This is a genomic window from Pseudorhodoferax sp. Leaf265 (assembly GCF_001422365.1).
Taxonomy (GTDB): domain Bacteria; phylum Pseudomonadota; class Gammaproteobacteria; order Burkholderiales; family Burkholderiaceae_C; genus Pseudorhodoferax.
In genome coordinates this window covers 290,462-314,994 of record NZ_LMMT01000037.1, presented here as the reverse complement: position 1 = coordinate 314,994, position 24,533 = coordinate 290,462, and the positions used below count along the sequence as shown (strand labels likewise).

Annotated in this window: 22 protein-coding genes; 17 read left to right on the top strand and 5 right to left on the bottom strand. The window is 71.0% G+C overall.

Annotated elements, in window-relative coordinates; genetic code table 11:
• Positions 1-20 precede the first annotated feature (20 nt).
• Together ASF45_RS26970 and ASF45_RS26965 are read right to left on the bottom strand one after the other, a co-directional pair.
• Positions 21-950, bottom strand: coding sequence for a ZIP family metal transporter (locus ASF45_RS26970; protein WP_082551295.1), 930 nt, complete (start codon positions 948-950; stop codon positions 21-23).
• Positions 951-1,009: 59 nt separating this feature from the next.
• Positions 1,010-1,978, bottom strand: coding sequence for a ferritin-like domain-containing protein (locus ASF45_RS26965; protein WP_369802174.1), 969 nt, complete (start codon positions 1,976-1,978; stop codon positions 1,010-1,012).
• 429 nt (positions 1,979-2,407) lie between these two features.
• Between ASF45_RS26965 and ASF45_RS26960 the strand changes: the two genes are divergently transcribed.
• Together ASF45_RS26960 and ASF45_RS26955 are read left to right on the top strand one after the other, a co-directional pair.
• On the top strand, positions 2,408-4,579 hold the full coding sequence (locus tag ASF45_RS26960) for a phosphocholine-specific phospholipase C (RefSeq protein ID WP_056670821.1): 2,172 nt from the start codon (positions 2,408-2,410) through the stop codon (positions 4,577-4,579).
• 19 nt (positions 4,580-4,598) lie between these two features.
• Entirely contained in the window at positions 4,599-5,264 is a 666-nt protein-coding gene (locus ASF45_RS26955; protein WP_056670818.1) for a PEP-CTERM sorting domain-containing protein, read from the top strand.
• Between the two features lie 226 nt (positions 5,265-5,490).
• On the opposite strand, the gene ASF45_RS26950 is transcribed toward ASF45_RS26955, so the two are convergent.
• Positions 5,491-6,456, bottom strand: a complete 966-nt coding sequence (locus ASF45_RS26950; protein ID WP_056670816.1) for a tripartite tricarboxylate transporter substrate binding protein — start codon at positions 6,454-6,456, stop codon at positions 5,491-5,493.
• Positions 6,457-6,587: 131 nt separating this feature from the next.
• Entirely contained in the window at positions 6,588-7,802 is a 1,215-nt protein-coding gene (locus ASF45_RS26945; protein WP_056670813.1) for a CaiB/BaiF CoA-transferase family protein, read from the bottom strand.
• A gap of 106 nt (positions 7,803-7,908) precedes the next feature.
• Between ASF45_RS26945 and ASF45_RS26940 the strand changes: the two genes are divergently transcribed.
• Together ASF45_RS26940 and ASF45_RS26935 are read left to right on the top strand one after the other, a co-directional pair.
• Positions 7,909-8,796 (top strand): SMP-30/gluconolactonase/LRE family protein, encoded by an 888-nt coding sequence (locus ASF45_RS26940; protein ID WP_056670980.1) that lies wholly within the window; start codon positions 7,909-7,911, stop codon positions 8,794-8,796.
• A gap of 18 nt (positions 8,797-8,814) precedes the next feature.
• Complete coding sequence (locus ASF45_RS26935; protein WP_056670810.1) at positions 8,815-9,783, top strand: tripartite tricarboxylate transporter substrate binding protein; 969 nt, start codon at positions 8,815-8,817, stop codon at positions 9,781-9,783.
• 1 nt (position 9,784) lies between these two features.
• Here the strand turns inward: ASF45_RS26935 and ASF45_RS26930 are convergent, their stop codons facing one another.
• Positions 9,785-10,699 (bottom strand): LysR family transcriptional regulator, encoded by a 915-nt coding sequence (locus ASF45_RS26930; RefSeq protein ID WP_056670807.1) that lies wholly within the window; start codon positions 10,697-10,699, stop codon positions 9,785-9,787.
• Between the two features lie 336 nt (positions 10,700-11,035).
• Here ASF45_RS26930 and ASF45_RS26925 point away from each other — a divergent pair, with 336 nt between their 5' ends.
• The 13 genes from ASF45_RS26925 (at position 11,036) to ASF45_RS26865 (ending at position 24,471) form a co-directional block, all read left to right on the top strand.
• Positions 11,036-12,127 carry an LLM class flavin-dependent oxidoreductase gene (locus tag ASF45_RS26925; protein WP_056670804.1) on the top strand — a complete coding sequence of 364 codons (1,092 nt, stop codon included), beginning with the start codon at positions 11,036-11,038 and terminating at the stop codon, positions 12,125-12,127.
• A 25-nt stretch (positions 12,128-12,152) separates the two neighbouring features.
• Complete coding sequence (locus ASF45_RS26920) at positions 12,153-13,094, top strand: flavin reductase (protein ID WP_056670800.1); 942 nt, start codon at positions 12,153-12,155, stop codon at positions 13,092-13,094.
• Between the two features lie 21 nt (positions 13,095-13,115).
• Positions 13,116-14,312, top strand: a complete 1,197-nt coding sequence (locus tag ASF45_RS26915) for an acyl-CoA dehydrogenase family protein (RefSeq protein ID WP_056670797.1) — start codon at positions 13,116-13,118, stop codon at positions 14,310-14,312.
• 190 nt (positions 14,313-14,502) lie between these two features.
• Entirely contained in the window at positions 14,503-15,615 is a 1,113-nt protein-coding gene (locus tag ASF45_RS26910) for an acyl-CoA dehydrogenase family protein (RefSeq protein WP_056670794.1), read from the top strand.
• Entirely contained in the window at positions 15,612-16,373 is a 762-nt protein-coding gene (locus ASF45_RS26905; RefSeq protein WP_056670793.1) for an enoyl-CoA hydratase/isomerase family protein, read from the top strand. The genes ASF45_RS26910 and ASF45_RS26905 overlap by 4 nt, the downstream gene beginning before the upstream one ends.
• A 29-nt stretch (positions 16,374-16,402) precedes the next feature.
• The gene (locus tag ASF45_RS26900; RefSeq protein WP_056670790.1) at positions 16,403-18,559 is read left to right on the top strand and encodes an acetate--CoA ligase family protein; all 2,157 of its coding nucleotides are present in this window, start codon (positions 16,403-16,405) and stop codon (positions 18,557-18,559) included.
• Positions 18,552-19,325, top strand: coding sequence for an SDR family NAD(P)-dependent oxidoreductase (locus ASF45_RS26895; protein WP_056670787.1), 774 nt, complete (start codon positions 18,552-18,554; stop codon positions 19,323-19,325). The genes ASF45_RS26900 and ASF45_RS26895 overlap by 8 nt, the downstream gene beginning before the upstream one ends.
• Before the next feature lie 83 nt (positions 19,326-19,408).
• Entirely contained in the window at positions 19,409-19,783 is a 375-nt protein-coding gene (locus tag ASF45_RS26890; protein ID WP_056670784.1) for a VOC family protein, read from the top strand.
• Positions 19,780-20,310: a nuclear transport factor 2 family protein gene (locus tag ASF45_RS26885; protein ID WP_056670781.1), complete on the top strand. Its 531-nt coding sequence runs from the start codon at positions 19,780-19,782 to the stop codon at positions 20,308-20,310. Before ASF45_RS26890 ends, ASF45_RS26885 begins: the two co-directional genes overlap by 4 nt.
• A 13-nt stretch (positions 20,311-20,323) precedes the next feature.
• Positions 20,324-21,559: an SDR family NAD(P)-dependent oxidoreductase gene (locus tag ASF45_RS26880; RefSeq protein WP_369802173.1), complete on the top strand. Its 1,236-nt coding sequence runs from the start codon at positions 20,324-20,326 to the stop codon at positions 21,557-21,559.
• 62 nt (positions 21,560-21,621) lie between these two features.
• A complete protein-coding gene (locus ASF45_RS26875) occupies positions 21,622-22,605 on the top strand; it encodes a tripartite tricarboxylate transporter substrate binding protein (protein ID WP_056670778.1) in 984 nt (327 codons plus the stop codon).
• Positions 22,606-22,901: 296 nt separating this feature from the next.
• A complete protein-coding gene (hchA, locus tag ASF45_RS26870) occupies positions 22,902-23,750 on the top strand; it encodes a glyoxalase III HchA (protein WP_056670774.1) in 849 nt (282 codons plus the stop codon).
• Between the two features lies 1 nt (position 23,751).
• Positions 23,752-24,471, top strand: a complete 720-nt coding sequence (locus ASF45_RS26865; RefSeq protein WP_056670771.1) for a PA1136 family autoinducer-binding transcriptional regulator — start codon at positions 23,752-23,754, stop codon at positions 24,469-24,471.
• The last annotated feature ends 62 nt before the right edge of the window (positions 24,472-24,533 follow it).

Here is a 24,533-nt window from a genome sequence, read left to right as displayed (position 1 = left end):
GGTTGGCTGCTTCGCCGGTGCTATGCCAGCGCGGTGTCCAGCACCATCATGAGGATGAAGCCCAGCATCAGCCCGCAGGTGGCCCAGCGCTCATGCCCGGCGCGGTGCGACTCGGGAATGATCTCGTGGCTGATCACGTAGAGCATCGCGCCCGCGGCCGCCGCCAGGCCCCAGGGCAACAGGCTGGCCGACAGTCCGATGACGGCCGCGCCGAAGACGGCCGCCACCGGCTCCACCAGCCCGGACAGCACGCCCAGCCCCGCCGATCGGACCCGGCCATAGCCCACGCCGCGCAGCGCCAGCGCGACGACCATGCCCTCGGGCACGTCCTGGATCGAGATGCCGGTGGCCAGGGCCAGCGCGCCGAGCGGATCGGTTCCCGCGTAGGCCACACCGATGGCCAGGCCCTCTGGCAGGTTGTGCACGGCGATGGCCAGCACGAACAGCCAGACCCGTTTCATGGCCCGGGCCTGCGGCCCCTCCAGGCCCTTGACGAAGTGCTCGTGCGGCACGACGCGGTCGACCAGCAACAGCAGCAAGGCACCGGCCCCGATGCCCAGGCCCACGGTGCCGGCCGCGCCCCAGCTGCCGGCGCCCTGCTCCTTCGCGGCGGCCAGGGCCGGGATGATCAGCGAGAAGGCGCTGGCCGCCAGCATGACACCGGCGCCGAAGCCCAGCATGGTGTCGTGGCTGCGCTGGGAGAACTTCTGCGACAGCAGCACCGGCAAGGTGCCCAGCGCCGTGGCCAGGGCCGCCATGCTGCCGCCCATGAGGGCGCCCGAGACGCCGGGGCCCTGCAGCCAGGGGGCCTGCAGCAACTGCTGCGTCCAGATCGTCAGCGCGCCGAGCACGATGGCCAGCCCGGTGAGATGGCGCCAGCGCCAGCGCAGCCCGTCGGCGCGTGGCAATGCGGCAGCATGCGGTGCATGGGGTCTGTGCAGGAATTCCATGGTGCGTCCTCGTGCGGATGGAAACAGCCAGCCCCGCATGCGCGGGGCCGGTCCGGGGCTCAGGCCAGTGCGCTGCTCAGCACCAGCGCGCCATTCACGCCGGCCGGATAGAAGCCGCCGCGCGTGACCGCGCCCGGGTTCAGGTAGACGATGTTGAGCACATCGCCGGGGCTGCGGCTGAAGGCGATGCCGTTGGCATCGGTGGGCACGATGTTGGAGCGGTCATCGGCGCCGCTCACGCCCTGGTCCACATCGCTGCCGCCGTCCAGGCTGTCGCGCGCGTTGGAGATTGCGTCGGTGGCCGTGCGCAGCGCCGGCGCGGCCACGCCCTTGGCATAGAGCGCGGTGCGCACCAGCCCGGCGTGGTACGCCTCCACCGCCAGGATGCCGGCGGCGGCCTCCAGGAAGGTCTTGTTCTGGATCAGCGGCGAGGCCCCCTTGTAGGCCGTGACGCCCACATCCTCGAAAATGAAGGCGGCGAGCAGGAAGTTCTCGTCGCTGGCGTAGGGATCGAAGGCCTGGCCGGCGGCCACGAGCCCGGCCGCGCGCGCCGCGCTCGAGAACGCACCATTCGGGTCGGCGCCGATGTCGATGGCCGGTTGCGCCACCGCGGCCGAGCCCAGCGCCTGGCGCAGGAAGGCCACGTGGGCGATCTCGTCCTGCGCGATCTCCTTGGCGTACTGGCGCACGACCGGGTCGGTGAAGCTCACCGCGCGCCCGCCGGTGACAGCCCCCTGCATGCCCGTGCCGGTCAGCTGCGCCGCCGGAAGGCCGACGCCGGTGGCCGCGTAGGCGTAGAACTGCGCCTCCAGATACTCCAGGTTCAGCGCGAAGTTCAGCACGTCGGCATCGGAGACCTCGTTGGCCTGGGCGTTGGAATCGCCCGAGCCCCCGCCGCAGGCGGCGAGGATGCCGCCCCCCGCCACGCCGACCGCGAACCCGCTCGTCTTGCGGAAGAAGGCGCGCCGCTCGGCGCGCCGCATCGTCATCCCGTCGACCTGCTCCCGCGTCAGAAAGTGACCCAGCATGGCTTGCTCCTGTAGGGTGGCCGCGCGCCGGTATCGGCATGGCGCCACCGTGGGTGGGCACCTGCGCGGCTGCGCAGGCGCAACCAAATGCCCGCCTGGTCCACGCCGCAAGGCGAAGGCAGCACACCCGATCACTGCCTGATACGGACGATCGCGGAATGCGGACCGAAGCCGCCGCGTAGGACGAGGCGCCGACATCGTCAGCGGCCACCGGCCGGCAATGCGAAGCGCTCGGCCCGGCGCGCGCCGCGGCGGCCATGCGGTGCCGCCCGGTGCGGGCGTCCGAGGCGCATGTCATCGGGTGTTCACGGTCGCTGCCTACATTGCCTTCGCCCTGACCGGCGCATGCGCCCGGCGGCACCCCATCGACTGGAACCTCACAACAATGCACTCCTCCAACTTTGCGTTCCCGCGCACGAAGGCGCAGCCATGAGCCGCCGCGACTTCCTGCGCACCCTGGCACAGGCCGGCGGCGCCAGCGCCGTGCTGGCCAGCTTCCCGCCGGCCATCCAGCGCGCTTTGGCCCTGCCCGCCAACCAGCGCACGCGCACCCTGCAGGACGTCGAGCACATCGTCGTGCTGACGCAGGAGAACCGCAGCTTCGACCACTACTTCGGCACGCTCGAAGGCGTGCGCGGCTTCGGCGATCCATTCCCGATCCCCGTGAAGGACCGGCCCAACCTGTTCAGCGGCAAGTCCGTGTTCGTGCAGCAGACGGTGGGCGGCGCGCCCGTGCCGGGCCGCCCGAACTGGCCGACGAGCAAGCCCATCGCACCGTTCCGCCTCAACACCGAGCAGGACTTCCCGGTCATGCGCGTGGCCGGCACGCCGCACTCCTGGCTGGATGCGCAACTGGCCTGGGACCACGGCCGCATGAACGACTGGTGCGCGGCCAAGCAGAACCACTCGATGGGCTACTACGCCGAGGGCGACCTGCCGTTCCAGTTCGCCCTGGCACGCGCCTTCACGCTGTGCGACCACTACCACTGCGCCACGCAGACCGGCACCAACACCAACCGCCTGTTCCTGTGGACCGGCCACAACGATCCGCTGTCCGTCGCGGGCGGCCCGTCGACCGACAACAGCCGGGACAGCTTCAACCCCGACCAGAACACCGACTACCGCTGGACCACCTACGCGGAACGCCTGCAGGCCGCCGGCATCAGCTGGCAGGTCTACCAGAACATGGCGGACAACTTCACCGACAACCCGCTGGCCGGCTTTCGCAGCTTCCGCAATGCCTGGTACCTGCGCCCGGGCTACTCGCAGGCCCTGCGCGACCGTGGCGTCAGCACGCGCGACCTGGACCTGCTCAAGGCCGACGTGCTGGCCGACCGGCTGCCCCAGGTCAGCTGGATCGTCGCCACCGCTGAAGGCTCCGAGCATCCGGGGCCCTCGAGCCCGGCCTCGGGCGCCGACTACACGGCCCGCGTGCTGGACGCCCTGACGTCCAACCCCGAGGTCTGGAGCAAGACCGTCCTGCTCATCAACTTCGACGAGAACGACGGCTTCTTCGACCACATGCCGCCGCCGGCCGTGCCCTCGTACCTGGCCTACAACGCCAACCCTGCACAGGCCCAGCTGGCCGGCGCCTCGACCGTGGACACCACGGGCGAATACCACAACGTGCTCAATGGCGCGGACCCCCGCACCATCAACCGCCCCTACGGCCTGGGCCCGCGCGTGCCCATGTACGTGGTCTCGCCCTGGACCAAGGGCGGCTGGGTCAACTCGCAGGTGGCCGACCACAGCTCGGTGCTGCGCTTCATCGAGGCGCGCTTCGGCGTGCAGGAGCCGCTGATCAGCCCGTGGCGCCGGGCCGTCTCGGGCAACCTGCTGTCCTGCTTCGACTTCGTGAACCCCGAGGACAACGGCTTCATGCAGCTGCTGCCGGCCACGGCCGCACGCCGCGCGCAATCGCTGGCGCTGCCCAACACCAAGGTGCCCGCCACGCCGACCACGCTCGCCGCACCGGTGCAGGCCGCCGGCGTGCGTCCCGCGCGCGCGCTGCCCTACGAGCTGCAGGTGCAGGCCCAGGTCGAGACCGGTGCCGTGCTGCTGACGTTCGAGAACGCCGGGGAAGCCGGTGCCGTGTTCCATGTCTACGACCGCCTGGCGCTGGACCAGGTGCCGCGCCGCTACACCGTGGAAGCCGGCAAGCAGCTGCAGGGCCGCTGGGCCGCCAGCGCCGCCTACGACCTCTGGGTGCTGGGGCCGAACGGCTTTCACCGCCACATCACGGGCGACGTGCGGCGTGCCAGCGGCGCGGCGCTGCCCGAGGTGATCGTGCGTGCCGAACGCGCGACGGGCGAACTCGTGCTCGAACTCGTCAACAACGGCGGCCAGCCCTGCACCTTCCAGCTGACGGCCAACAAGTACTACACGAACACCTTGCCCGAGGTGCGCGTGGTGGCGCGCTCGCGCAGCAGCCTGCGGCTGCCGCTGGGCACGAGCTCGCACTGGTACGACTACAGCCTGCGCGTGAACGGCGCACCGACCTGGCTGCGCCGCTTTGCCGGCCACCTGGAGAACGGCCTGCCCTCGATCAGCGACCCCGCGATGCAGGGCGCCGCCCAGCTGGACCAGTTCCGCATCAACTGAACCCCAAGGATTTCCTGCAATGAACTTTCGACACCTTCTTGCCACGGCCCTGCTCGCCGTGGCCTGCAGCAGCCAGGCGGCTGCCGTCTATGGCAGCAACCTGGTCGTCAACGGCGATGCCGAGGCCGGCACCGCCGGATGGAGCGGCTACGACACCTACGGCAACATCCAGTCCGTCAGCTATGGCAGCAACTGGGTGCTGCCCACGCAGCCGGGGCCGGACGACCGCGGCGCCAAGATGTTCACGGGCACCGGCGCCTACGCCGTCGGCTACCAGGCGCTGGACTTCGGCACGGCCACGACCCAGTCCATCAGCTACTCGCTGAGCGGCTGGCTCGGCGGCTGGAGCAACCAGACGGACAACGCGCTGTTCTACGTGCAGTTCCTCGATGCCTTCGGCGCCGAGATCGGCGGCGCTGCCATCGGCGCCGTGACGGCTGCCGACCGCAACAACCAGACCGGCCTGTTCTACCGCGAGACCGACGGCCTGCTGCCGGTGGGCACCAGTTCGCTGGCGTTCTGGCTGTCGATGGAGCGCAACGGCGGCGGCGACAACGACGGCTATGCCGACAACCTGGCCTTCGTGCTGGAAGCGCCTGCGGGCGAGGTGCCCGAACCGGGCATGGCCTCACTGCTGCTGCTGAGCCTGGGCGCCCTGGGCTGGGCCCGCCGCCGGGCCCGCTGAGGGTTCGCTGGCGTCTGCGCGTGCCGGCCCGGGCGCGAGGCCGGGGAGCCGGCAGCGTCCTGGGGATCGCCCAGGACGTTCCGCGCGCCTGGTCCGCTTCTTCGCAGGATGCAAGCGGTGATCAAGCCCTCCGCTTCGCGCGGCGCGGCGCACCCCGCGCCCTGCCGCCAGTGCCCGATGTCATCGCCGCTCGCCTGCGCGAGGGGCTGGAAACCCGAGGGTCTCCTCACTGCCCCTGCTTGGGCAGGTTCAGGCTCTGCAGCAACGGGATCCAGCGCTCGGACTCGGTCTTCATGAAGCGGTTCAGTTCCTCCGGCGTGCCGCCGCGCGGCTCCATGCCCATGGCGCGGGCGCGCGCCACGAACTCGGGGTCGGCGATGACCTGGTTGACCGCGCGGTTGAGCCGCTCGACCACGTCCCTGGGCGTGGCCGCCGGCACCGACAGCGCGTACGCGAGCAGCGCCTCGATGTCGTAGCCCTGCTCCTTGAAGGTCGGCGCATCCGGCACCTGCGGCAGGCGCTTGCTGTCCATCACGCCCAGCACGATCATCTTTCCAGCCTTGATGTGCGGCAGCGGCCCCGTGATCGAGGTGCCGTGCACGTCGATCTGGCCACCCAGCAGCGCCTGCAGGCCTGGCGTGTCACCGTTGAACGGGATGTGCATGGTGCGGATGCCGACCTGCTGCTCGAACGCCAGCGGCGCGAGGTTGGTCAGGATCGAGGCACCCGGCGAGCCACGGTTGATCTTGCCGGGGTTGGCCTTGGCGTAGGCCACCATCTCCTTGATGTTCTTGTACGGCAGGTCGGGCCGGCCGACCAGGATCGCCGGCTGGTAGGCGATCTGCGAGACCGAGGCGAAGTCCTTGATCGGGTCGTAGGGCAGCTTGTCGTAGAGGACGGTGTTGGTCGCCAGGATGCTCATCGAGCTCATCAGCACGGTCAGCCCGTCGGGCCGCGAGCGCGCCACGTGGTCGGCCGCGACGATGCCGCTGGCGCCCGGCTTGTTCTCCACGATCACCTGCAGGCCGTGCTTGCCGAGCTCGGCCGCCAAGAGGCGCACATACTGGTCTGTGCCGCCGCCGGCCGCGAACGGCACGACGATGCGGGTGGTCTGCTGGGCCAGGGCCGGGACGGCCGCCAGGGCGCCGCACAGGCCCAGGGCCAGCGCGGCAAGGGTTCGGCGAATGGTCATGGTGTCTCCTTCGTTGTCTCGTTGTCTGTCGGTGGGCGGCGTCCACGCTGCGCCATGCCCGGCCAGCTTAGGCGCGGAATCGACGCCTGCGCTGCAAAGAGTGAAAAGCTGCTTTCCAGGTCGTGCACGTCTCAGGACGCGGCCGGGGTCCGCACCACGCCGCCGGCCTGCAGCGCGGCGATCTCGTCCGCGCCGTAGCCGGCCTCGCGCAGCACCTGCAGCGTGTGCGCGCCATGGGCCGGCGCGGCCTGGCTGGGCGGGCGCGGCGTGTCGGCCAGCTCGTAGGGCAGGCCGAAGCTGCGGTAGCCGGGCACGGCGCCGTTGGCGCCGGCCTCGATCAGCATGCTGCTGGCCTGGAAGTCGGCGCTGCGCAGCGCATCGCTGTAGCGCCGCACCACACCGACCACGATGGCGTTGCGCGTGAGCAGGTCCACGCATGCGTCGGTGCCCAGCAGCGCCAGCCGCGCGCCCACGGCGGCCTTCATGGCGTCCCGGTTGGCCACGCGCAGTTCGTTGGTGGCCAGGCGCGGGTCGCTGGCGAGTTCGGGCGCGCCGATGCAGTTGCACAGCCGCACCCAGTGCGCCTGCACATAGGCCGAGACCACCACCATGCCGTCGCGCGTGGCGAAGATGTCGGCCGCCGGCGCGGCCATGGGCTGGCCGTCGCCGCTGCGCTGCGGCTCCACGCCACGCACCAGGTAGTCGCTCCAGTTGGGCAACTGCAGGTTCAAGGCCACCTCCAGCAGCGACAGCCGGATCGTCTCGCCAACGCCCGTGCGCACGCGGCGCAGCAGCGCGGCGAGGATGGCCTGGGCCGCCACCTGCACGGTGGCCGCGTCGATGATGGTGGCGCCCACCTTCTGCGGCAGGCCCTGCGGCTCGCCGGTCACCGACATCATGCCGCTCTCGGCCTGGGCGGCAATGTCGTAGCCGGGCCGTGCGGCCGAGGGCGCGCCGGCCGGAAAGCCCGCGATCGAGACGTGGACCAGCGCCGGCTGCGCGGCCCGCAGCACATCGGCGCCCAGGCCCAGCGACTCCATGGCACCCGGGCGCAGGTTCTGCACCACCACGTCGGCGCGCGCGATCAGGCGCTTCGCCACGGCCAGGCCCTGGGGCTGGCGCAGGTCCAGCGCGATCGACTGCTTGTCGCGGTTGTAGGCGCGCAGCATGGCCATGCCGAAGGGGCCTGTGCTGCGCGCCGCGTCGCCCTCCAGCGATTCGATCTTGACGACTTCGGCACCAAGGTCGCGCAGCACCATGGCGGTGCCGGGGCCGGCGATGTAGTTGCCGAGTTCGACGACGCGGATGCCCTCCAGGGGCGGCGGGGAGTGAGGGGGCAAGGTCATGCCGGCAACTCTAGGAGCCGCCCACACCGCCATGGCGACAGGAGCTGCAAAGCAGCTTTGCGCCCGTTCGCTGGCGGCGCGCGCCAATCTGGCCACACTGGCCGCCATGAGCGAGATGCACACCATCCGGATCGGAGACAGCCTGGACCGGCTCGGCGAAAGCCCCTGCTGGGATGCGCGCACGCAGGCCCTGGCCTGGATCGATGCGCTGGCCGGCACCTTGCACCGCTGGTGGCCCGCCACGGGCCAGCGCGAGGCCCACAGCCTGCCCGCCCCCGTCGGCTCGGTCGCGCCCTGCCGCGACGACGCCGTGGTCGTGGCCTTGCAGCACCGCTTCGCACGCTACGACTTCGGCACGCGGCAACTGACGACGCTGGCCCACATCGACAGCGAACACCCCGACCTGCGCCTGAACGACGGCAAGTGCGACGCCTGGGGCAACTTCATTGCCGGCACGCTGCACTACAACCGCGCGGCCGATGCCCCGCTGCTCGGCGGCCTGTACCGGCTGCGCCCCGACGCCCGCCTCGAGCAGCTGGCCGAGGGCTTCGCGCTGACCAACGGCCCCTGCTTCAGCCCCGACGGGCAGACGCTCTACGTGGCCGACAGCACGGCACGCACCATCTGGGCCTTCGACTACCACCCCGAGCGCCCGCTCGCGCGCCGGCGCGTGTTCGCGCAGACCGAGGCGCTGGGCTCCGGCCCCGACGGCGCCACGGTCGATGCCGAAGGCCATCTGTGGGCCGTGCTCGTGCGCACCGGCGAACTCGCGCGCTTCGCGCCCGACGGGCGGCTGGAACGGCGCGTTGCGCTGCCGGCCACGCACCCCACCAGCCTTTGCTTCGGCGGGCCGCAGCTGGCCACGGCCTACGTGACCTCGATCTCGCGCAGCGTGCACCTGGCCGGCACGCGGCCGCAGGACGGCGGACTGTTCGCTGTCGACGGGCTGCCGGCGCCGGGCCTGCCGACTTGCACATTCGGCCAACCGGACTGAACAACGACAGGAGACACCATGCACAAGCGCCAGATGCTGCAAAGCCTGGGCGGCGCCACGCTGCTCGCACTGGCCGGAACCGGCCGCGCCCTGAACCGCTTCCCGACGCGGCCCGTCACCATCGTCGTGCCCTACACGGCCGGCGGCCCGACCGACGGCCACACGCGCGTGCTGGCCCACAAGCTGTCCCAGCTCTGGGGCCAACCCGTGGTGGTGGAGAACCGCGGCGGCGCCGGCACGTTGATCGGCACGCAGTTCGTGGCCCATGCCGCGCCCGACGGCCACACGCTGCTGTTCACGGCCTACGCCTACACCTCCAACCCCATCCTGCGCAGCACCATGCCGTACAAGGCCGATGCGCTCAAGCCGCTGGTGCAGATCGGCGCCAACGGCCTGATCCTGTTCGTTTCGGGCCGCTCGCCGCTCAAGAGCCTGAAGGACGTGGTGGAGCGCGCCCACGCCGGCCCCGACCGGCTCCGGCTCGCCTCCTCGGGCAACGCCTCCAGCCCGCACATCGCGCTGGAACTGCTGGGCCGCGCCATCGACGCCAAGATCCTGCACCTGCCCTACCGCGGCGCGGCACCGGCCAAGAACGACGTGATCGCGGGCGTGGTCGACGGCATCTTCGACGGCACCTCCTCGATGCCGCTGGCGCGCAACGGCGCTCTGCGTGCGATCGCCATCGCCTCGGCGCAGCGCCACCCCGCGGCGCCCGAGGTGCCGACCTTCCGCGAGCTCGGCGTGGACCTGCTCTACGCCACCTGGTACGGCATGCTGCTGCCCGCGCGCACGCCGCAGCCCATCGCGGACCAGCTCAATGCCGACATCCGCACGGCGCTGGCGGACCCTGCCGTCCAGGCCGCCATCGCCGAGACCGGCCTGCAGCTCTCGCCCGGCACGCCACAGCAGTTCGCGGCCTTCCTGGGCGCCGAGTCGCGCAAGCTCCAGGCCCTGGTCGACAGCGGCGTGAAGATCGAGGTCGAGTAGCTCAGCCGCCCGCGGCCGGTTCGCGCAAGGCCTCGGCCATGAAGTCCACGAAGGCCCGTACCTTGAGCGGCAGGGTGCGGTGCTGGCGGAACACCGCGAACACGCCGTTGGAGAACTGGCGCACCGCGAAGCGGTAGTCCGCCAGCAGCCGCACCAGCGTGCCAGCGCGGATGTCGGCGCGCACGGCCGACTCGGACAGCAGCGCGATGCCCATGCCGCCCATCGCAGCCAGGCGCAGCACCTCGCCGTTGTTGGAACTCAGCACACCCTTGATCGCCAGTTCCTGCTGCGCGCCCTCGGCGTCGATGTACTTCCAGGTCGTGGCTTCGTGCTCGCGCCGGTAGGTCAGGCACGGCAGGCGAGCCAGGTCGTTCGGATGCTGGATGCGCGCATGGCGCTGCGCGAACGCGGCACTGGCCACCAACACCTCGTCGCTGCTGAGCAGCCGCTTGATGACGAAGCCCGAGTCGTTCGACTCGCCCGTGCGGATGTCGATGTCGAAGTCCTGCTCGACGATGTTGACCGGGTGCTCGGACAGCTCGTACTCGACCTGGATGTCGGGGTACTGCTGCGCGAAGCGCGGCAGCAGCGGCGCGATCACACGGATGCCGATCTGCGTGCGCGAGTGGATGCGCAGCCGGCCCTCGGGCCGCTGGCGCGCATCGCGTGCGGCCTGCTCGGCCTCGGCCATGGTCTCCAGCACGCGTTCGGCATGTCCGATGAAGGCCTGCCCGGCCTCGGTGACCTTGAGATTGCGGCTGGTGCGGTCGACCAGCTGCACGCCCAGCTCCTCCTCCAGCGCGCTGATGCGGCGCGAGATCGTGGCCGGCGAAAGCGACAGGCTGCGCGCCGCGGCCGACAGGCTGCCCTTGCGCTGGGTGATCACGAAGATCCGTAGCGAATCGAGTGCTTTCATGGTCCTTGTGCCCGGTGCGCCGCACGGCCGCGACCGGCTTGTCTCATTTCAGTTGTCCATTGCGCTGGCGCGCCACCCGCAGGGCACGACACCGGCGCGCAAGCAAAGGTTCAGAAGGCCGCGGAGCAGGCCATGCCTGCGCAGCCGCGGAACTGGCTCTGCCAGGCCGCCGGGTGCGCCCCCTTGAGGGGGGATGGGACTTCTACACGAAGTGAGAAGTCCAAACGGGGGTGGTTTCATCTCAGAAGTTGCAAAGAAGCTGTGCGCAGCATGGTGCGCCGCGCGGTGGCTCCGTTCCTAAGATCGTTGCAAGCCAATCGCAACAAGGAGCCCGTGATGGATTTCGGAATCTTCATTCTGATGCAGCAGCGCAACAAGCATAAGACCTCGTACCAGATCCTCCGCGATGCAGTGGAGCAGACCCGCGTGGCCGACGAGCTCGGCTTCGGCGCCGCATGGTACGCAGAACACCACTTCAGCAACTACGGCATGTGCTCGTCGCCGCTGACCATGATCGCCCACTGCGCGGCCGTGACCAAGAAGATCCGGCTCGGCACCGGCATCGTGGTGGCGCCGCTGTACACCCCGGCCCGCCTGATCGCCGACGTGGCCATGGTCGACCAGCTGTCCGACGGCCGCCTGAACCTGGGGATCGGCTCGGGCTACCAGCACTTCGAGTTCGAGCGCTTCGGCGTCTCGCTGGACACGGCCAAGCAGCGCACCTTCGAGATGCTGGACATGTTGGAACTCGGCCTGAAGCAGCCCAAGTTCAGCTACGCCGGCCAGTTCTACCAGCAGCCCATGAGCGCGATCAGCCAGCGCGCCGTGCAAAAGCCCATGCCGCCGACCTGGATCACGAGCGTGGACCCGGCCTTCGTCGCACGCGCCGTGCGCGGCGGCCACCATGTCTTCGTCTCCGGCGGTGACGGCGGCCTGGAAAAGCTGCACGCCACGCGCAGCCTGATCGACAAGGTGGCGCACGCCGAAGGCAAGGACCCGGCCCAGGTGCCGGTCGGCCTGCTGCGCGCCGCCTACGCGAGCGACAACAAGGCCGAGGTCGACGCCTACCTGGAGTGCTCGCGCTACCAGCGCCGCATCGCGGTCAGCTTGAAGCGCCGCACCGCCCAGATCGCCGACGACTACCAGGTCGAGGAAGGCATCGTCGAGGGCGAGCCCACGATCGAGGAGTCGCGCGCGCTGCTGCCGGTGGGCTCGGTCGACACCGTGATCGAACGCGTGGTCCACGAGATCCGCACGCTCAAGCCCGTGCACTACTGCTTCCAGACCCAGATGGGCGACTTCGACCACCCCACCATGCTCAAGCAGCTGGCGCTGTGGGCCAAGGTCATCATCCCGACCGTGCAGCAGGAGATCGCCAACGACCCGCCGCACGTCGCCGCACCCGCCGCCGAACTGGCCGCGGCCTGACGCCCCGCGCACGCGAGACCTGGCCATGACCAGCGCCACCGCCGAACCACCCGTCCATGCCATCGAGCCGGCGCAGTTCCGCCAGTTGCTGGGCTGCTTTCCCACGGGCGTGGCGGTCATCACCACGTGCGCGGCCGACGGCCGGCCCGTGGGGCTGACCTGCAACTCCTTCAGCTCGGTCTCGCTGGAGCCGCCGCTGGTGCTGTTCAGCCTGCGCAAGCAGAGCAGCCTGCGCGCGGCCTTCACGGCCGGCCGCGGCTTCGCGATCAACATCCTGTCGCAGAGCCAGGACGCGCTGTCGGGCCGCTTCGCCTCCAGCAGGATCGAGGACAAGTTCGAGGGCGTGCGCTGGCACCGCGGCGCGCTGGGCCTGCCCGTGATCGACGACTGCCTGGCCAGCTTCGAGTGCAGCAGCTACGCCTGCCACGAGGCCGGCGACCACGACGTGCTGATCGGCGAAGTGCGCCACATGGGCGGCGGCGGCAGCGACCACGCGCTCGTGTTCTACCGCGGCGCCTACATGATGCTGGCCGAATCGCTGCGCAAGCTCGTCGTGCAGGGCCAGCTCGACCAGGCCGGCATCGACGAGGCCTACCGCACGCTGTACGGCACGCTGCTGCGCCTGGCCTGCGAACGCGCGAGCGACGCCGAGGTCGACGCCATCGAAGCCGCCGTCGACGCCATCGAGCAGCACCCCGACACCGCTCAGCTGGCCGACCGCATCGATTCGGCCAGCCGCTTCTTCGCCGCCATCGCCACGGCCGGCCACAACGCCGCGCTGCTGCTCATGGCCCAGACCATGGGCACCGTGCTGCGCGAGCGCATGACCCATGTGCTGTCCGTGCGGCCACGGCCCGACCTGTACCCGATCCGCCGGCGCATCGTGCAGCAGCTGCGCGCGCACGACGCCGACCGGGCCGCCGCCGCGCTGGACGAACTCATCACGACGCTGCGCAGCGGCGCCTGACCCCACACACCAGGAGACACCATGTCCGACGACACCGCCCGCGGCGAGGACGAAGGCCTCGCGGCCTTCCGCCGCGAACTGCTGGCCTTCGCGCGCAGCGCCTGTCCGCCCGAGATCAAAGCCGTCGTGGCCGCGGGCCAGAAAGTCACCAAGCGCGAGTACCAGCGCTGGCAGCAGATCCTGAACGACAAGGGCTGGGGCGCACCCGGCTGGCCCCGAGAGGTCGGCGGCACGGGCTGGGACATCCGCCAGCGCCTGGTCTTCGAGGAGGTGATGGCCGAGAACGACTGCCCGCCGCTGTACCACCACGGCCTGGGCCACATCGGCCCCGTCATCATCCGTTTCGGCACGGCCGAACAGAAGGCGCGCTTCCTGCCGCGCATCCTGGACGGCTCGGACTGGTACTGCCAGGGCTACTCCGAACCCGGCTCGGGCTCGGATCTCGCCTCCCTGCAGACCAGCGCGCGGCTGGACGGCGAGCACTACGTCATCAACGGCCAGAAGATCTGGACCTCGCATGCGCACGAAGCCAACATGGTCTACATGCTGGTGCGCACCTCCAGGGAGGCCAAGAAGCAGGAAGGCATCTCGCTGATCCTCGTGCCCATGGACACGCCCGGCGTCACGGTGCGGCCGATCCGCAGCATCGACGGCTGGCACCACCTCAACGAGGTCTTCTTCGACGAGGTGCGCGTGCGCGCCGACAACCTGATCGGCGAGCCCGGCAAGGGCTGGACCTGCGCCAAGTACCTGCTCGAGCGCGAACGCCTGCCGCCGGCCAACGTGGCGCGGCTGGAACTCGTGCGCCGCCAGGTCACGCGCCTGGTCGAGGACGCAGCACGCCAGGCCGCCGGCCGGCGCGACTTCAGCGGCCTGCTGCACAAGCTGCTGCTCTGCGAGGCCGACACCAAGGGCGCGCGCGTGCTGATGGCCCAGGCCACCGACGACCTGATCCACCAGCGCCCGCTCGGCGTGCAGCCCTCGGCCATCAAGCTGACCTGCGCCGACGTGGCGCAGCGGCTCACGACCATCGCGCTCGACGCCGTGGGCCCCGATGCCGCGCACCGCTTCCTGGCCGAGGGCGGCGACGGCGAGACCGCCGGCGTGCCCGAGGCCACCTGGATCCAGAACTACATGTTCACGCGCGCCCGCACCATCGCTGGCGGCACCTCCGAAGTGCAGCGCACCGTGATCGCCAACGAACTCTTCGGAGCATGAATTGAACCGACCCCGTTTGGATGTCTCACTGCGTGTAGACATCCCATCCCCCTCCAGGGGCGCCGCCAGCGGCCGGGCAGAGCCCGGGCCAAAGCGTCCACTGGCATGGCCTGCTCCGCGGCCTCTCGAACCGCTGCTTGCAGCACGGTGCCGTTCCCTGCGGGTGACGCGCCATCGTCTGGAGAACTGAATGACGACTTCGTTTCCCCCTTTGTTCCCGGGCATGCTGCTCGACGCGGCGAGCCGCTATGCGCAGGACCAGGCCGCCGCGCCGCAGGCCGGTGACGCGATCGCGCAGATGGGCTGGGCCTGCACGCTGGTGCCCGAGGCCGCCGGCGGCGTGGGCGGCAGCGTGGCCGACCTGGCCGCCATCGTCGAGGGCCTGGCCATGCACGGCGTGCAGCTGCCCGTGGTCGAGCGCTGCGCCGTCGTGCCGCTGCTGCTGCAGGCCGCCGCGCCCGATGTGGCCGGGCGCTGGCTGCAAGCCCTGTGCGAGGGCGATGTGGACATCGCGCCGCTGACCGCTCTGGCCGACCCGCTGGACCAGCCGGCCGTCACGGCGCGGCACCTGGACATCGGCTTTGAGCTGACGGGCCTGGTGCGCGGCACGCAGCTGTCGGCGGACACCAGCCATGCGCTGGTGCCGGCGCTGCTGGACGACGGCGAGCCCGCGCTGTTCCTCGTCGAACGCGAGCGCCTGCCGGCGTCGGCCGCGCGCTACCGCAGCATGGAAGGCCGCGAGACCGTCGATGTGCGCCTGGACCGGCTGGCCCTGCCCGAGGGCGCCTGCCTGGCGCGCGGTGCCGCGGCCCAGGCCGCGCTGGAGCAGGCCGACAACGCCGCGCTCGTGCTGACGCTGGCCGACACGGTCGCGGCACTGGCCGCACTGATCCAGCGCACCGTGGCGCACCTGCAGGAGCGGCGCCAGTTCGGCGTGGCGCTGGCCAGCTTCCAGGTGCTGCGCCACCGCACGGCCGACATGTACGTGCGCTTCCTTGGCGCGCGCGGCCTGCTCGTGCACGCGCTCAACGAACACCAGGCCAGCGGCGGCGCCGGCCCGGCGTTGCGCCGCACGCTGCGCCTGGCCAAGCTCTCGCTGGCGGAGACGGCGCGCGCCTGCGCCGAGGCCGCGATCCAGATGCACGGTGGCATGGGCATGAGCGAAGAGGTGCTCGCCACCCGTCTCGCGCAGCGCCTGCTGGCCTCCGAGTTCCGCTACGGCGACCGGCTGCACCACGCCATGCACCTGCATGCGCACGCCGCCGCCACGTCCCAACCCCTTCTGTCCAGGAGCGCACCATGAGCATCCACCTCGAAGTTTCCGACCACATCGCCGTCGTGCGGCTGGACAAGCCACCCGTCAACGCGCTCGCCCGCGAAACCCGCATGCGCCTGATCGAGGCCTTCGACGAGGTCTCCGAGCGCAGCGACGTGCGCGTGGCCGTGCTGACCGGCACCGGCAAGTTCTTCTGCTCGGGCGCCGACCTCAAGGACCGGCCCGATCCCGAGAAGCCCGGCGACTTCCTCGCCCACAACCGCTGGACGCGCGAAACCGGCAACGCGATCCGCGAATGCGCCAAGCCCGTCATTGCCGCGGTCAACGGTCCGGCCCTGGGCGCCGGCTTCGGCCTGATGGCCTCGTGCGACATCTTCCTGGCCTCCGAGGACGCCACCTTCGCCATGCCCGAGATCAACGTCGGCCTGGCCGGCGGCGTCTCCATGCTGCGCACCATGTTCGGCCGCTCCTACACGCGGCGCATGTTCTTCACGGGCATGCGCGTGTCCGCGGCCGAGCTGTACCGCCGCGGCGTGCTCGACGAGGTGCTGCCGGCCGAGCAGCTCATGCCAGCGGCCATGGAACTGGCACGCGAGCTGGCTTCCAAGAGCCCGCTGGCGCTGGCCTATGCCAAACAGGCCGCCAACATGATGGACCTGATGCCGCAGCGCGACGGCTACCGCTTCGAGCAGAACATCACGATGGCGCTGTCGCGCACCGAGGACGCCAAGGAAGCCCGCATGGCCTTCCTCGAGAAGCGCGCTCCGGTCTACAAGGGCAAGTGAATGGCGCGCTTGCAGAGCAGGAGCATGGCATGACGGCAGAGCACGACGTGGGCCGTGGCCTGGAGGCCGTGTTCAACCCGCGGTCCATCGCGTTGATCGGCGCCTCCGACGACAGCACCAAGATCGGCGGGAGGCCGCTGCAGTTCCTGCAACGCTACGGCTACGCGGGCGCGATCTACCCGGTCAACCGCAGGGGCGGCACGGTGCAGTCGCTTCCCGCCTACGCCAGCGTGGCCGAACTGCCCGAGACGCCCGACCTCGCGGTCGTGACCGCGCCACCCGAGAGCGTGCCCGAGGCCATCCACGACTGCGCCGCGCGCGGCGTGCGCGCGGCCGTGGTCATCAGCTCGGGCTTCTCAGAGATGGGCGCGGCCGGCCAGGCCTTGCAGCAGCAGATCGGCGACATCGCGCGCGCCTCGGGCATGCGCATCGTGGGGCCGAACTGCCTGGGCGCCATCGGCGTGCACGAGAAAAGCATCGCCACCTTCTCGGTCGCGCTGGAGGCCGGCTTCCCGGCCGCCGGCCCGGTCGGCATCGTCTCGCAGAGCGGCAACCTGGGCAGCTACGCGATGCGCGTGGCGGCCGAGCGCGGCGCCGGCATCAGCCGGCTGCTGACCACGGGCAACGAGTGCGACGTGGACATCGCCGACGCCATCGCGGCGCTCGCGCTGGACGACGTGACCTCGGTGATCCTGTGCTGCATGGAGACCTGCCGCAACGGCCCGCGCCTGGTGCGCGCGCTGGCGCTGGCGCGCAAGGCCGGCAAGCCCGTGGTGGTGCTCAAGGTGGGCGTGTCCGACGCGGGCAGCGCGGCCGCGGCCTCGCACACGGGTGCGCTGGCCGGCTCCGACGCGGTGTTCGACGTGGTGCTGCGCAACGCCGGCGCGGTCCGCGTGCCCAGCATCGAGCAGCTCATCGAAGTCGGCCTGGCGGTCTCGGTCGTCGGCGTGCAGCGCGCGCCGCGCGGCGAACGCGTGGCCGTGCTGACGGCCTCGGGTGGCTTCGGCGTGCTGCTGGCCGACGCGGCCAGCGCCCAGGGCCTCACGCTGGCGCCGCTGCAGGCCGCCACGCGCGCGCGCATCCTGGCCGCCGTGCCCTTCGCCTCGCCCGCCAACCCGGTGGACATGACGGCCCAGGTCTCGAGCCGGCCCGAGCTGCTGGCCGAGGTGCTGGATGCCGTGGCCGCGGACGACAGCTGCGACGCGCTGCTCCTGCAATCGGCCAACGCCTTCAACATGCCGCGGCTGCGCGACGTGTTCCTGGCGGCGCTGCGCCGGCTGCGCGAAGCCCATCCGGCGCGCACGCTGCTGGTCTGCTGCCGCGCGCCGCGCGAGGTGGCGCAGCAGTTGCACGCGTTGGGCTATCCCACGGTCGAGGGCCTGGACGCGGCCTGCGCGACGCTCGCCGCGCTCGTGCGCGTGGGCCGGCAGGCCGGCGCGCCGCACGAAGCCGCGCCCGGGACCACGGCCGCCACGCCGCTGGACGCCCGCGCGTTCGCCGACGAGGCTTCGGCCAAGGCCGCGCTGGCCGCCGCCGGCCTGCCCGTGCTGCGCGAGGCCACGGCCGCCACGCGCGCGGCCGCACTGGCTGCGGCGCAGGACATCGGCTTTCCGGTGGTGCTCAAGATCGTCTCGCCCGACATCGCGCACAAGACCGAGGTCGGCGGCGTGGTGGTCGGCGTGCGCACGCCCGCCCAGCTCGAGGCCGAGTACGACGCGCTGCTGGCGCGCGTGGCGCAGAACGCGCCGCAGGCCCGCATCACGGGTGTGCTGGTGGCGCAGATGGCACCGCAGGGCACCGAGCTGATCCTGGGCACCAAGAAGGACCCGGTGTTCGGCCCCATGGTCATGGTCGGCCTGGGCGGCATCTACGCCGAGGTGTTCCAGGACGTGGCCTTGCAGACGGCCCCCGTCAGCGAAGCCCAGGCCGAGGCCATGCTGCGATCGCTCAAGAGCTTCCCGCTGCTGGACGGTGCACGCGGCCGCGCCAAGGCCGATGTGGCGGCCGCCGCGCGCGCCGTGGCCAGCCTGTCGCGCTTCGCCGCGGCGCATGCCGACAGCGTGGCCGAGATCGACATCAACCCGCTGGTGGTGCTGAGTCAGGACCAGGGCGCGTTCGCGCTCGACGCCCTGCTGGTACCCCACGCGCCTGCCCAGCACACCCAGGAGACCGAACAACATGTCTGAAACCCCCGCAGCCAGCACGCTGCACGGCCGCGTGGCCTTCATCAGCGGCGCCGGCCACGGCATCGGCCGCGCGACGGCGCGCGCCATGGCGGCGCTCGGCGCCACCGTGGGCGTGAACGACCTCAAGCCCGAGTTCGTCGACGCGACCGTGGCCGAGATCCGCGCGGCCGGCGGCCAGGCCATCGGCATCGCGCAGGACGTGTCCACGCGCGAAGGCATGCACGCCGCCGTGCAGCGCCTGGCGCGCGAAGCGGGCCGGCTCGATGTGCTGGTCAACAACGCGGCCTGGGTGCGTTACCAGCCGCTGCCCGAGATCACACCCGAGGTCATGGACCGCATGGTGGAGATCGGTTTCAAGTCCGTGGTCTGGGGCATGCAGGCCGCAGCCGAGGCCATGGATCCAGAGCGCGGCGGCGCCATCGTCAACGTGGCCTCGATTGCAGGCTTCAAGTCGGCCATGCGCTCGGTGGTCTACAGCGGCCTGAAGGCCGGCGTGCTGGGCCTCACGCGCGCGGGGGCGGCCGACCTCGGCGCGCGGCGCATCCGCGTCAACGCCGTGGCGCCCGGTGCCGTGCCGACCGAGGGCACGGCCAAGCACCGCAATGCCGAGCTCGACGCGCGGCGCATCGCACGCACGCCGCTGGGCCGGCTCGGCACGGTGGAAGACATCGCCGACGCGATCTGCTTCCTGGCCAGCGATGCCGCGCGCTTCGTCAACGCCGAGACCATCCGGCTCGACGGCGGCGCCTCGGAGACATCGCTGTGAGCGCCGCGGCGGGCCGCCCCAAGCAAGCTCGCGCCCCGTCGGGGGGCAGCGAACCTCGCGCAGCGGGGAGCGTGGGGGCACCAGTGAGCGCAGTCGCACCCAAGCGTTTGCAGAACGTCTATCTGGTGGCCGAACGGCCCGGCGCGCTGCACGACTTCTACAGCCAGGCCTTGGGCCTGCAGCTCAGGTTCCAGGACGGCGAGCGCTGGTTCCAGTACGGCGTGGGCGGCGGCAACGTGTCGCTGGCCTGTCGCGAGGAGGCTGCACCCGCCACCTCCGGCGCCGTGCTGGTGTTCGAGGTCGACGACTTCGACGGTGCGCAGCAGCGCATCGCGGCCGCCGGGGGCGAGGTGATGGGCCTGCGGGACATGGGCAGCCATGGCGCCGTGCTGTCGCTGCGCGACCCCGAGGGCCATGTGGTGCAGCTGTTCCGGCGCGCGCCGGCGGAGGTCGCATGAGCGCGGACAGCCTGCAGGCGCTGCTCGACCGCGAAGCGATCCGCGACTGCCTGTACCGCTACTGCCGCGGCATCGACCGCTGCGACGAGGCCGCGCTGCGCTCGGCCTACTGGGAGGACGCGCGCGACTGTCACGGGGCCTGGAACGGCAGCGCGAGCGGCTTCATCGACCAGGCCCTGGCCCGCATGCGCCAGGGCGGCCGCCGCGTGCACCAGATCACCAACGTGCTGATCGAACTGCACGGCGACCGCGCCGCGGTGGAGAGCAACTTCTTCGCCCTGCAGGCCACGGCGGCACGGCCGGACCGCGAAACCTTTCTGTGCGGCCGCTACGCCGACCGCTTCGAGCGCCGCGCAGGAGAATGGCGCGTGGCTGCGCGCACCGTGGTCTACGACTGGATCGAGGAGCGCACGCGGCCCGAGGCCGCGCAGGACAGCGCCGCGCTGTTCGGCCTGCGCCAGCCAGTCGGCTGCGCTGCGCCCATGGACACCATCTATGGCCTGCTCGGCGCGGTGCGCGCCGGCTGAACCCGAACACGCCGTGCATTGCGCCCCTCTCTCGAACGACACCCTGCCCACCGCCCTCGTGACGGGCGCCGCGGGCGGCATCGGCCGCGCCACCGCGCTGCGCCTGGCGCAGGCCGGCTGGCGCTGTGTGCTGGTCGATGCCGACGCGGCCGGCCTGCAGCGCCTGCAGGCCGACTGGCCCGTGGGCAGCGCGGCGCCGCTGGCCCGCACCGCCGACCTCACCGACCCGGCCCGCATCGCAGCGCTGGCGCAGGACCTGCCGCCGCTCGATGCGCTGCTCAACAACGCAGGCCTGTCGGCCGGCGGTGCCGAGGCGCTGGCCGGCGACGAGGACGGCACGGCCGCACGCCTGCTCGCGCTGAACCTGCATGCGCCGGCCCGCCTCGTGCAGGCCCTGGCCGAGCGGCTGCGACCCGCCGCGCGCATCGTCAACGTGGCCTCGGGCGCGGGCCTGCGCGCCATCCCCTGGCGCGGGCTCTACAGCCCCAGCAAGGCCGGCGTGATCGCCCAGACCCGTGCGCTGGCCCGCGCCCGGCCGGGCTGGACCGTGACCGCGCTGGCCCCCGGTTTCGTGCGCACCGAGCTCGTGCAGGGCCTGATCGACAGCGGCCGTCTGCACCCGGCCCAGGCCGTGGGCAAGATCCCGCTGGGCCGCATGGCCGAGCCCGCTGACATGGCCGAGGCGCTGTGCTTCCTGGCCAGCCCCGGTGCGCGCGCGCTGACGGGCCAGTTGCTCGTGCTCGACGGTGGCTCCTCGGTCTGCGGCGGCAGCCAGGCGCTGCCGGCCGCGCGGCATGCGCCGCGGCACTTCGGTCTGCCGACCCGGCTGGCGATCCACGACGTGCGCGCGCCGCACTGGCAGGCCAGCCTCCAGGCGCTCGCCACCGGAACCGGCGGCGAGGCCTATGACGCGGTGGTCGACGGCGCCGCGCTCGACGCCGCACCCGGCGCGCTGCTGGCCACCGTGCGCGCATCGGCCCGCCACTTCCGCGTGCGCCATGCGCACAGCGCCAGCCTCACGCTGCTGCTGCCGCGGCCCGACGCCGCCACGCCCTGGGAGCATGCAGGCGACCTGGCCGCCACCCACATGCTGGTGGCCACGCTGGCCGCCGAATGGGGCGCCCATGGCCTGCGCATCAACGCGCTGGCGCCGGGCGATGCGATCGACCCCTGCCTGCCGCTGCTCGACTACATGGCCGGCGCGCGGGCGCAGTTCCTGACCGGCCAGGCCCTGCAAGCCGGCGCCTAGCGTTCCGACACGGACGGCCTGCCGACGGCAGACCTCCCCAACCCACGACAAGGAGACCCGACATGTTTGATTCCACCGTTTCCCGGCGCGGCCTCATGGCCATCGCAGGGCTGTACGCCCTGCACAACCGGGCCCTGGCGCAGCCGGCCTGGCCTGCGCGGCCGATCCGGCTCGTCGTGCCGGGCCCGCCAGGGGCCGGCTCGGACATCTTCGCGCGGCTGCTCGCCATCCCGCTCGGCGAGGCGCTCAAGCAGCCCGTGCTGGTGGACAACAAGGCCGGCGCCAATGGACTGATCGGCAACGACACGGTGGCCAAGGCCGCGCACGACGGCTACACCATCTTGCTGTCGCCCTCCTCGGCCATCGCGATCAATCCCATCATCCAGCCCAAGATGCCGTACGACGCGCTGAAGGACCTGCAGCCCGTGGCCCAGGTCGGCTCGGCCGGCGTGCTGCTCGTCGCGCATCCGTCCACGGGCTTCAAGTCGCTGGCCGACCTCGTGCGCCATGCCAAGGCCCACCCCGACAAGCTCGCCTACGGCTCCTGGGGCAGCGGCTCGACCGGCCACCTGGTCATGGAAGGCATCAAGACCCAGTACGGCCTGGCCATGCCGCATGTGCCCTACAAGGGCGTCTCGCCTCTGGTCAACGACCTGCTCGGCAACACCGTCAGCGTGGGCTTCGTCGACATCGCATCGCCCGTGCCGCAGATCCGCGCGGGCAAGCTCACGGCGCTGGGCTGCACAGGCTCGTCGCGCGGCCCGGCGCTGCCCGAGCTGGCCACGCTCAGCGAGCAGGGCTACAAGTTCGACGCCGACGGCTGGTACGGCATCTTCGCGCCGGCCGGCACGCCGCGCGAGACCGTGCTGCGGCTGAACCAGGAAGTGAACCGCATCCTCGCCACCGACGACACGGTGCAGAAGTTCGCCGCGCAGAACATGCCGCGCCCGCCGATCAAGAGTGCCGACGAATTCGCCGCCACGGTGCGCCGCGACATCGCGGCCTGGCAGGAACTGGCCCGCGTGGCCCAGCTCAAGATCGATTGAGGCGGCGTTCGCGACGCCGACCGGCCCGCAGGAGGCACCGGCGTCGCGCAGCCAGGGGTCAGGCCTGCCGCCGCGCAGCGCGGGTGTTCCCCGCCATCAGACTCTGAGACAGCCGCCCTCCAGCTTGGTGGCTTCAGCGGGGCACGATGCTGACAAAGTGCGAGAGCTGGGAGTTCTCCAGCCTTGCCGAGGTGCTACGAGGTGTGCCGCCCACGGCGTTGACGGAAATCCCTCATTGCCCGAGGTTTTCGTGCTGGGTACCTTCGTACCTCCTTCGAACCAACCGAGAGGTCCACATGGCAGCGCAACAGCCTTCCGACAGGAAGCCACAACCCGATCCCGCGGAAATGAACGCGTTCTTTCCCTCCAGCTACTCGCTCAGCCAATTCACATCGCCGAAGTCCGATCTCAGCGGTGCCGATTACGACGCTCCGTACCGAGGCAGCAAGAAGATCCTGATGATCGGGGCGGACGAACGCTACCTGCTGACCGACAACGGCAGCTTCTTCTCCACCGGAAACCACCCGGTCGAGACACTGCTGCCCATGTTCCATCTCGACAAGGCAGGCTTTGCCTTCGATGTGGCCACCGTCTCGGGAAATCCCGTCAAGTTCGAATACTGGGCGATGCCTTCCGAAGACGAGGCGGTCAAGGGCTTCTTCGACAAGTACCACCCACAGTTCAAGCGGCCGTTCACCTTGTCGGCGCTGCTTGGGCAGGGCCTGGACCAGTACGCCGCTGTTTTTGTCCCCGGAGGCCATGGCGCGCTGATCGGCATCCCCGAAAGCCGGGATGTCGGCGCGGTGCTGGAATGGGCGGCCGCCAACGACCGATTCGTCATCACCCTGTGCCATGGACCTGCAGCCTTCCTCGCTGTCGGAGACAGCGACATCTACCGCGGCTACAAGATCTGTGCCTTCCCTGACGCGCTCGACGCCACGACGCCCGACATCGGATACATGCCGGGTCACTTGACCTGGAAGTTCGGCGAGAGGCTGAAGGCCCTCGGCTTCGAGATCGTCAACGACGGCATCGCGGGCGCCGTGCACCGCGATCGCAAGCTCATCACCGGCGACAGCCCCCTCGCCGGCAATGCGCTGGGCAGACTCGCAGCCGAGACCTTGCTCAAGGAAGTCGCAGCCTGACATGGCCGCCGAGATCGCGCAGGCAGCATTCCAGACCGCGCTGGCCATCGAGGGCGCTCGCAGCCTTGCCGCGATCCAGGACGCGGTCCGCGCCTTCGGCGGCCGCCTGGGATACGACCGCTTCGTCCTGTTCTCGGCCTCCCCCGCACAGGATGGGGTCATCGAGCGCATCTACTGGGTCGAGGGCAACTGGTTCGCCTCGGGTGTGTCGGCCGATGCCGAGACCTATGTCCGGCATTGCCCCATGACCCGCCATGTCCTGGAGAAGCGCGAGTCCTTCTTCTGGACCAAAACCGCTGGCAAGAAGGGCGAGTTGTACCGGGTCGTCCGCATGCCGCAGGGCCAGGGCATTCATGGTCTGCAAGTGCCTGTTTTCGGCCCTCTGGGACTGGAAGGCGCGATGAGCCTGGGCGGTGAGCGCATCGATGCGTCGCCGCAGGCACGGCTGGCATTGACATTGCTGGCCGAAACGGCATTTTTTGCGGCTCGCTCGATGCTGGAGCTGTCTCTGGACGGGGAGATCGGCGCCCTTTCCGACCGGGAGCGCGAGGTTCTGGCCTGGACGGCCGCCGGACGGCGGCAGGTGGAAATCGCGGCTACGCTCGGCCTGTCCGAACGCACCGTGGAGAACCACCTTCGTCGGATTCGCAAACGACTGGGCGTCGCCACAACGGCACACGCGATCCGTGTGGCGATTCGAAATGGCGAGATCGCAGCTTGAACGCATCCGTGGCAGGCAATGCATGCGCACCCGATGCGTTTGCAGCGCTGTCATCGCCGTCA